Annotated in this window: 4 protein-coding genes; all 4 read left to right on the forward strand. The window is 68.1% G+C overall.

What is annotated here, in order from left to right:
- Nucleotides 1-323 precede the first annotated feature (323 nt).
- The 4 genes from rplJ (at nucleotide 324) to ACRX5S_RS14185 (ending at nucleotide 9,536) form a co-directional block, all read left to right on the forward strand.
- Complete coding sequence (gene rplJ, locus ACRX5S_RS14170) at nucleotides 324-896, forward strand: 50S ribosomal protein L10 (RefSeq protein ID WP_436773267.1); 573 nt, start codon at nucleotides 324-326, stop codon at nucleotides 894-896.
- A 100-nt stretch (nucleotides 897-996) separates the two neighbouring features.
- Complete coding sequence (gene rplL, locus ACRX5S_RS14175; protein ID WP_436773268.1) at nucleotides 997-1,383, forward strand: 50S ribosomal protein L7/L12; 387 nt, start codon at nucleotides 997-999, stop codon at nucleotides 1,381-1,383.
- 632 nt (nucleotides 1,384-2,015) lie between these two features.
- A complete protein-coding gene (gene rpoB / locus ACRX5S_RS14180) occupies nucleotides 2,016-5,501 on the forward strand; it encodes a DNA-directed RNA polymerase subunit beta (RefSeq protein ID WP_436773269.1) in 3,486 nt (1,161 codons plus the stop codon).
- Nucleotides 5,502-5,642: 141 nt separating this feature from the next.
- Entirely contained in the window at nucleotides 5,643-9,536 is a 3,894-nt protein-coding gene (locus ACRX5S_RS14185; RefSeq protein WP_436773270.1) for a DNA-directed RNA polymerase subunit beta', read from the forward strand.
- The last annotated feature ends 52 nt before the right edge of the window (nucleotides 9,537-9,588 follow it).

Consider the following 9,588-nt stretch of genomic DNA (forward strand, 5'->3'; position numbering starts at 1 on the left):
CGCCGCGTCTCCGGCGGAAGCGATTTGCCTTGCCGATGCCGTGTCACGTACCTTGTACCGAAGCCAAAGACCGCCGGTCGTCACTGGCGTGCCCTTCTCCGGAGGGGTCCCGTGACCGAAGGCTCCGCAGCAGCGGACGACCTGCGCAGGTGCCTGTGAGACGTTCCCCGTCCTTCCGGTCCCCGGAGTGACTGAGTCCGCCCCGTGCGCCTGCGCCGGGGCGTTTCTGTTTGTCCGGGCCTCTTGTCCGTCGGCGGTCTCCCGGCATCCGGTCGGTCCCACGACCGGCCGACTGATCGCATCGCGGAAGGAGGCCCTGTCCTATGGCGAGGCCCGACAAGGCAGCCGCGGTTGCCGAGCTCGCGGACCAGTTCCGCGGCTCGAACGCCGCCGTGCTGACCGAGTACCGCGGACTCACCGTGGCGAAGCTCAAGGAGCTGCGCCGTTCCCTCGGTGAGAACGCGGAATACGCCGTGGTGAAGAACACGCTGACCAAGATTGCGGCCAACGAGGCGGGCATCAGCGAGCTGGACGACCTTCTCGAGGGTCCGTCCGCCATCGCGTTCGTCTCGGGCGACCCGGTCGAGGCCGCCAAGAGCCTGCGTGACTTCGCCAAGGCGAACCCCCTTCTCGTCATCAAGGGCGGTGTCCTCGAGGGCAAGGCCCTCAGCGCTGACGAGATCAACAAGCTCGCGGACCTCGAGTCCCGCGAGGTGCTGCTCGCCAAGCTGGCGGGTGCCATGCAGGCGTCGATGGCGAAGGCTGCCGCGACGTTCCAGGCCCCGCTCACGCAGTTCGTCCGCACCGCGGAGGCACTGCGCGCGAAGGTCGAGCAGGGCGGTGCCGGCGAGCCGGCTCCCGCCGCCGAGGCCACCGAGGACGCCGCGGCCGAGTAAATCCGGCCCCGCGTACTCGCGACCCCGGTCGCCGGGGGCCCTGCCCCCGCCATTCACACCACCCGGCACCTGCCGAACTGATTAGGAAGGACCGCCAATCATGGCGAAGCTCAGCACCGAAGAGCTGCTCGAGACGTTCAAGGAAATGACCCTCATCGAGCTCTCCGAGTTCGTGAAGCTGTTCGAGGACACCTTCGACGTCAAGGCCGCCGCCCCGGCTGCCCAGGTCATCGCCGGCCCCGTCGGCGGCGGCGACGCCCCCGAGGCCGAGGCCAAGGACTCCTTCGACGTCATCCTTGAGGGTGCCGGCGACAAGAAGATCCAGGTCATCAAGGAGGTCCGTGCCCTCACGAACCTCGGCCTCAAGGAGGCCAAGGACCTGGTCGACGGTGCCCCGAAGCCGCTGCTCGAGGGTGTCAACAAGGAGACCGCGGACAAGGCGAAGGCCGCCCTTGAGGGTGCCGGCGCGTCCGTCTCCGTGAAGTAAGTTCCGCTTACTCACACCCGCTTCACCGCGTCAGGCGGCTGCCCTTCGGGGTGGCCGCCTGACGACTTTTCCGGCCCCGGACACGTCCCCGCCGAGCCTGCGACACTCCGGTTTCACCGGTTCGGCTTCACCCGGGAGAGTGATTCTGGCAACACTCTGCGGCATCACCCGGGGTGACGTACGCCCCCTCCCGAAGCCCTCCGCACACCCGTGCGGCGGCACCCGCCCGAGTGTCCGGCAACCGCCTGTTCCGGCCCTTCCGGCCACCCGCACGGACCGCGTGTCGGCCCCCCGCGAAGGCTCTGACCTGCTGCTGTGTAACGGACCGGGGAAGATCCGCAACGCGCCGCCCGCGATGCGCGTCACTGTCGGTCGGCTGTGCAAGAGTGGTGCCCACGTCGCCGCCTCTTGACGAACCGGACGCGGCGCGCAATTCTTCGGACGCGTCCCGAAGAGCACTTGCCGGGTGGCAGAAGCCCCCGAGATGGCGAGCGCCCGTTCCAGGCGCTGGACAGCGGTGTGCCGTGTGGCTACACTGACCCTTTGCGCTGCCTGTTGACCCGTCCGCGGTATTAGCCACCCAGGCCGTCCGGCATGCGCATAGTGAGTCCGAGCCCTCGGAAGGACCCCTCTTGGCCGCCTCGCGCAACGCCACGAACGCTACAAACCCCGGCGCCGCCAGTACCGCCCCGCTCCGCATCTCCTTCGCAAAGATCCGCGAGCCTCTTGAGGTACCGAACCTTCTCGCGCTGCAAACCGAGAGCTTCGACTGGCTGCTCGGCAACAGCGTTTGGAAGGCTCGGGTCGAGGACGCGCTCGCGTCGGGAGCAGACGTCCCCACCAAGTCCGGCCTCGAAGAGATCTTCGAGGAGATCTCTCCGATCGAGGACTTCTCCGGGTCGATGTCGCTCACGTTCCGCGACCACCGTTTCGAGCCCCCCAAGAACTCGATCGAGGAGTGCAAGGAGCGCGACTTCACGTACTCCGCCCCGCTCTTCGTCACCGCGGAGTTCACGAACAACGAGACCGGCGAGATCAAGAGTCAGACGGTCTTCATGGGCGACTTCCCGCTCATGACCAACAAGGGCACGTTCATCATCAACGGCACCGAGCGTGTCGTGGTGTCGCAGCTCGTGCGCTCGCCCGGCGTCTACTTCGACAAGCAGATCGACAAGACGTCCGACAAGGACATCTTCAGCGCCAAGGTCATCCCGTCGCGTGGTGCGTGGCTGGAGCTGGAGATCGACAAGCGCGACACCGTCGGTGTGCGCATCGACCGCAAGCGCAAGCAGTCCGTCACGGTGCTGCTCAAGGCGCTGGGCTGGACCGACTCGCAGATCCTCGAGGAGTTCGGCGAGTACGAGTCGATGCGCCAGACCCTGGAGAAGGACCACACCCAGGGCCAGGACGACGCGCTGCTCGACATCTACCGCAAGCTGCGCCCGGGCGAGCCGCCGACCCGCGAGGCCGCGCAGACGCTGCTGGAGAACCTGTACTTCAACCCGAAGCGGTACGACCTGGCGAAGGTCGGCCGGTACAAGATCAACAAGAAGCTGGGCGTGGAGCGCCCGCTGGACGCCGGGACCCTCACGGTCGAGGACGTCATCGCGACGATCAAGTACCTGGTCAAGCTGCACGCCGGCGAGGCCGAGATGACCGGCCTGGGCGGTCAGGAGCTCGTCGTCGAGGCCGACGACATCGACCACTTCGGCAACCGCCGCCTGCGCAACGTCGGCGAGCTGATCCAGAACCAGGTCCGCACCGGCCTGGCGCGCATGGAGCGCGTCGTCCGCGAGCGCATGACCACGCAGGACGTCGAGGCGATCACGCCGCAGACGCTGATCAACATCCGGCCGGTCGTCGCCTCCATCAAGGAGTTCTTCGGCACCAGCCAGCTCTCCCAGTTCATGGACCAGACGAACCCGCTGTCGGGCCTGACCCACAAGCGCCGCCTGTCGGCGCTGGGCCCCGGCGGTCTGTCCCGTGAGCGGGCCGGCTTCGAGGTCCGCGACGTGCACCCGTCGCACTACGGCCGCATGTGCCCCATCGAGACCCCGGAAGGCCCGAACATCGGCCTGATCGGCTCGCTGGCGTCGTACGGCCGGGTGAACGCGTTCGGCTTCGTCGAGACGCCGTACCGCCGCGTCACCGAGGGCGTCGTCACCGACGAGGTCGACTACCTGACCGCCGACGAAGAGGACCGCTTCGTCATCGCGCAGGCGAACGCCCCGCTGAACGACGACAACACGTTCGCCGAGGCGCGCGCGCTGGTCCGCCGCCGCGGCGGCGAGATCGACTACCTGCCGGGCGACGAGATCGACTACATGGACGTCTCGCCGCGCCAGATGGTGTCGGTCGCGACCGCGATGATCCCGTTCCTGGAGCACGACGACGCCAACCGCGCGCTCATGGGCTCGAACATGATGCGCCAGGCCGTGCCGCTCCTGAAGGCCGAGTCGCCGCTCGTCGGCACCGGCATGGAGTACCGCGCGGCGGTCGACGCGGCGGACGTCATCTCGGCCGAGAAGGACGGCGTCGTCACCGACGTGTCGGCGGACTACGTCACCGTCATGAACGACGACGGCACGTACACCACCTACCGCGTGCAGAAGTTCATGCGCTCCAACCAGGGCACGAGCTTCAACCAGAAGGTCATCGTCGACGAGGGCTCGCGCGTCGAGGCCGGGCAGGTCCTCGCGGACGGCCCGTGCACCGAAGAGGGCGAGATGGCCCTCGGCAAGAACCTCCTGGTGGCGTTCATGCCGTGGGAGGGCCACAACTACGAGGACGCGATCATCCTGTCGCAGCGCCTCGTGCAGGACGACGTCCTCTCCTCGATCCACATCGAGGAGCACGAGGTCGACGCCCGCGACACCAAGCTGGGCCCCGAGGAGATCACCCGGGACATCCCGAACGTCTCCGAAGAGGTGCTGGCCGACCTCGACGAGCGCGGCATCATCCGCATCGGCGCCGACGTCGTGCCCGGCGACATCCTGGTCGGCAAGGTCACGCCCAAGGGCGAGACGGAGCTGACCCCCGAGGAGCGCCTGCTCCGCGCGATCTTCGGCGAGAAGGCGCGCGAGGTGCGCGACACCTCGCTGAAGGTGCCGCACGGCGAGCAGGGCAAGGTCATCGGCGTGCGCGTGTTCGACCGCGAGGCCGGCGACGAGCTGCCCCCCGGCGTCAACCAGCTCGTCCGCGTGTACGTGGCGCAGAAGCGCAAGATCACCGACGGCGACAAGCTGGCCGGTCGCCACGGCAACAAGGGCGTCATCGCCAAGATCCTGCCGGTCGAGGACATGCCGTTCCTGGAGGACGGCACCCCGGTCGACATCATCCTCAACCCGCTGGGCGTCCCGTCCCGCATGAACCCGGGCCAGGTCCTGGAGACCCACCTCGGGTGGGTGGCCAGTCGCGGCTGGCAGGTCGAGGGCGACGACGAGGACTGGAAGGGCCGCCTGCGGGCCATCGGCGCCGACGCGGCCGAGGCCGGCACCAACGTCGCCACCCCGGTCTTCGACGGCGCGCGCGAGGAGGAGATCACGGGTCTGCTGGACTCGACGATCCCGAACCGCGACGGCGTCCGCATGATCGACGGGTCCGGCAAGGCGCGGCTGTTCGACGGCCGCTCCGGGGAGCCGTTCCCGCACCCGATCTCGGTCGGCTACATGTACATCCTGAAGCTGCACCACCTGGTCGACGACAAGCTGCACGCCCGGTCGACCGGCCCGTACTCGATGATCACGCAGCAGCCGCTGGGTGGTAAGGCGCAGTTCGGTGGCCAGCGCTTCGGTGAGATGGAGGTGTGGGCGCTGGAGGCGTACGGCGCCGCCTACGCCCTCCAGGAGCTCCTGACGATCAAGTCCGACGACGTCCTCGGCCGCGTGAAGGTGTACGAGGCCATCGTCAAGGGCGAGAACATCCCGGAGCCGGGCATCCCCGAGTCCTTCAAGGTGCTCATCAAGGAGATGCAGTCGCTCTGCCTCAACGTCGAGGTGCTGTCCAGCGACGGCATGTCGATCGAGATGCGCGACACCGACGAGGACGTCTTCCGCGCGGCGGAGGAGCTCGGTATCGACCTGTCCCGGCGCGAGCCGAGCAGCGTCGAAGAGGTCTGATGTCCGGCCCGGGACCCGGCGGTGAACGCCCCCGGGTTCCGGGACCCCGGACCACAGACCTGATGAAGACACCCCCGGCACGGCGACCTACCCCAGCCGCCACCGCCGGGACCAAACCCCGAAAGAGGGATTGACGAAACAGTGCTCGACGTCAACTTCTTCGACGAGCTGCGTATCGGCCTCGCCACCGCCGACGACATCCGCACCTGGTCCCACGGCGAGGTCAAGAAGCCCGAGACCATCAACTACCGCACCCTGAAGCCGGAAAAGGACGGGCTCTTCTGCGAGAAGATCTTCGGTCCGACCCGGGACTGGGAGTGCTACTGCGGCAAGTACAAGCGTGTCCGCTTCAAGGGCATCATCTGCGAGCGCTGCGGCGTCGAGGTCACTCGCGCCAAGGTGCGCCGTGAGCGGATGGGCCACATCGAGCTGGCCGCTCCCGTCACCCACATCTGGTACTTCAAGGGTGTGCCGAGCCGCCTCGGCTACCTGCTGGACCTCGCCCCGAAGGACCTGGAGAAGGTCATCTACTTCGCGGCGTACATGATCACGTACGTCGACGACGAGCGCCGCCAGCGCGACCTGCCCTCGCTCGAGGCCAAGATCTCGGTCGAGCGCCAGCAGATCGAGCAGCGCCGCGACTCGATGGTCGAGGAGCGCCAGAAGAAGCTCGAAGCGGACCTCGCCGAGCTGGAGGCCGAGGGCGCCAAGTCCGACGTGCGCCGCAAGGTGCGCGAGGGCGCCGAGCGCGAGATGAAGCAGCTGCGCGACCGCAACCAGCGCGAGCTCGACCGTCTCGAAGAGGTCTGGACCCGGTTCAAGAACCTCAAGGTCCAGGACCTGGAGGGCGACGAGATCCTGTTCCGCGAGATGCGGGACCGGTTCGGCACGTACTTCCTCGGCAGCATGGGCGCGCAGGCGCTCCAGAAGCGCCTGGAGTCCTTCGACCTCGAAGCCGAGGCCGAGAAGCTCCGCGAGATCATCCGCACCGGCAAGGGCCAGAAGAAGACCCGCGCGCTCAAGCGCCTCAAGGTCGTCTCGGCGTTCCTCCAGACCCGCAACAGCCCCACCGGCATGGTGCTGGACTGCGTGCCGGTCATCCCGCCGGACCTGCGTCCGATGGTGCAGCTGGACGGTGGCCGCTTCGCGACCTCCGACCTGAACGACCTGTACCGCCGCGTCATCAACCGCAACAACCGCCTGAAGCGGCTTCTCGACCTCGGCGCCCCCGAGATCATCGTGAACAACGAGAAGCGCATGCTCCAGGAAGCCGTCGACGCGCTGTTCGACAACGGCCGCCGCGGCCGTCCGGTCACCGGGCCGGGCAACCGTCCGCTCAAGTCGCTGTCCGACATGCTCAAGGGCAAGCAGGGCCGATTCCGTCAGAACCTGCTCGGCAAGCGCGTCGACTACTCGGGCCGTTCGGTCATCGTCGTCGGCCCGCAGCTCAAGCTGCACCAGTGCGGTCTGCCCAAGCAGATGGCGCTGGAGCTCTTCAAGCCGTTCGTGATGAAGCGCCTGGTCGACCTGAACCACGCGCAGAACATCAAGTCGGCCAAGCGCATGGTCGAGCGTGCCCGCCCGGTCGTGTGGGACGTGCTGGAAGAGGTCATCGCCGAGCACCCGGTTCTGCTGAACCGTGCGCCGACGCTGCACCGCCTCGGCATCCAGGCGTTCGAGCCGCAGCTCGTCGAGGGCAAGGCCATCCAGATCCACCCGCTCGTCTGCACCGCGTTCAACGCGGACTTCGACGGCGACCAGATGGCCGTGCACCTCCCGCTGTCCGCGGAGGCGCAGGCCGAGGCCCGCATCCTGATGCTGTCCTCGAACAACATCCTGAAGCCGGCCGACGGCCGTCCCGTCACCATGCCCACCCAGGACATGGTGCTGGGCCTGTTCTTCCTGACCTCGGACCGCGAGGACATGAAGGGCGTGGGCCGCCAGTTCTCCTCGGTCGCCGAGGCGATCATGGCGTTCGACGCCCGCGAGCTGGACCTCCAGGCGAAGATCGACCTGCGCCTGCCGGCGGGCACCGTCCCGCCGCGCGGCTGGGTCGCGCCGGACAACGGTCCGGAGGGCGTGAACTGGGAGCCGGGTCAGCCGCTGCGGCTGAACACCACCCTCGGCCGCGCGCTCTTCAACGAGCTGCTGCCGTCGGACTACCCGTTCATCGACACCGAGGTCGGCAAGAAGCAGCTCTCCGCGATCGTCAACGACCTCGCGGAGCGCTACCCCAAGGTCGAGGTCGCCGCGACGCTGGACAACCTCAAGGCCGCGGGCTTCCACTGGGCCACCCGCTCGGGTGTCACGGTGTCGATCTCCGACGTCGTCGTGCCGCCGAACAAGGCCCAGATCCTGGAGGGCTACGAGGCGCAGGCCGACAAGATCCAGAAGCAGTACGAGCGCGGTCTGATCACCAAGACCGAGCGCGCGCAGGAGCAGATCCAGATCTGGACCAAGGCGACCAACGAGGTCGCCGAGGCGATGAACGCGAACTTCCCGAAGACGAACCCCATCTTCATGATGGTCGACTCGGGTGCCCGCGGAAACATGATGCAGATGCGCCAGATCGCCGGTATGCGCGGCCTGGTGTCCAACGCGAAGAACGAGACCATCCCGCGGCCCATCAAGGCGTCGTTCCGCGAGGGTCTCTCCGTGCTGGAGTACTTCATCTCCACGCACGGCGCCCGCAAGGGTCTCGCGGACACCGCGCTGCGTACCGCCGACTCGGGTTACCTGACCCGTCGTCTGGTGGACGTGTCGCAGGACGTGATCATCCGCGAGGAGGACTGCGGCACCGACCGCGGCCTCACCCTGGACATCGCGGTCCGCGCGGCCGACGGCTCGCTGCGCAAGACCAACGACGTCGAGACCAGCGTGTACGCGCGCAGCCTCGCCGAGGACGTCTCGGTCGACGGCAAGGTCGTCGCCCCCGCGGGCGTCGACCTGGGCGACGTCATCATCAACCAGCTCGTCGCCGCCGGCGTCGAGCAGGTGAAGACCCGCTCGGTGCTGACCTGCGAGTCCAAGGTCGGCACCTGCGCGATGTGCTACGGCCGCTCGCTGGCCACCGGCAAGCTCGTCGACATCGGCGAGGCGGTCGGCATCATCGCCGCCCAGTCGATCGGTGAGCCCGGCACCCAGCTCACGATGCGTACCTTCCACACCGGTGGTGTGGCGGGCGACGACATCACGCAGGGTCTGCCGCGTGTCGTGGAGCTCTTCGAGGCCCGCACCCCCAAGGGTGTGGCCCCGATCAGCGAGGCGGCCGGCCGGGTCCGCATCGAGGACACCGACAAGACCCGCAAGGTCGTCGTGGTCCCGGACGACGGCTCGGAGGAGCTGGCGTACGCGGTCTCCAAGCGCGTCAAGCTCACCGTCGAGGAGGGCGACCGCGTCACCGTCGGCCAGAAGCTGACGCTCGGCGCCGTGAACCCGCACGACGTCCTGCGCATCCTCGGGCAGCGCGCGGTCCAGGTCCACCTGGTCGCCGAGGTCCAGAAGGTCTACAACTCGCAGGGCGTGTCGATCCACGACAAGCACATCGAGATCATCATCCGGCAGATGCTGCGCCGCGTGACGATCATCGAGTCGGGCGACGCCGAGCTGCTGCCGGGCGAGCTGGTCGAGCGCGGCCGGTTCGAGAGCGAGAACCGGCGCGTGGTGTCCGAGGGCGGTTCGCCGGCCTCCGGTCGTCCGCAGCTCATGGGTATCACCAAGGCGTCGCTGGCGACCGAGTCGTGGCTGTCGGCGGCCTCCTTCCAGGAGACCACCCGGGTGCTCACCGACGCGGCGATCCACGCCAAGTCGGACCCGCTGCTCGGTCTGAAGGAGAACGTCATCATCGGCAAGCTGATCCCGGCCGGTACGGGCATGCCCCGCTACCGCAACATCCGGGTGGAGCCCACCGAGGAGGCGAAGGCCGCGATGTACTCGATGTCCGGGTACGACGAGGCGGACTACTCGGCGTTCGGCACCGGCTCCGGCCAGGCCGTCCCGCTCGAGGAGTACGACTTCGGCGGATACCAGGGCTGATCCGGTCCCGGATCCCAGGAATCCGCTCGGCAGAACGGCGGGGGCGCCACCA

The organism is Yinghuangia sp. YIM S09857 (assembly GCF_051388915.1).
Taxonomy (GTDB): domain Bacteria; phylum Actinomycetota; class Actinomycetes; order Streptomycetales; family Streptomycetaceae; genus Yinghuangia.

Excerpts from the sequence above, each read along its gene's own strand:
- rplJ (WP_436773267.1), top strand. The coding sequence starts at position 324 with ATGGCGAGGCCCGACAAGGCAGCCGCGGTTGCCGAGCTCGCGGACCAG.
- rplL (WP_436773268.1), top strand. The coding sequence starts at position 997 with ATGGCGAAGCTCAGCACCGAAGAGCTGCTCGAGACGTTCAAGGAAATG.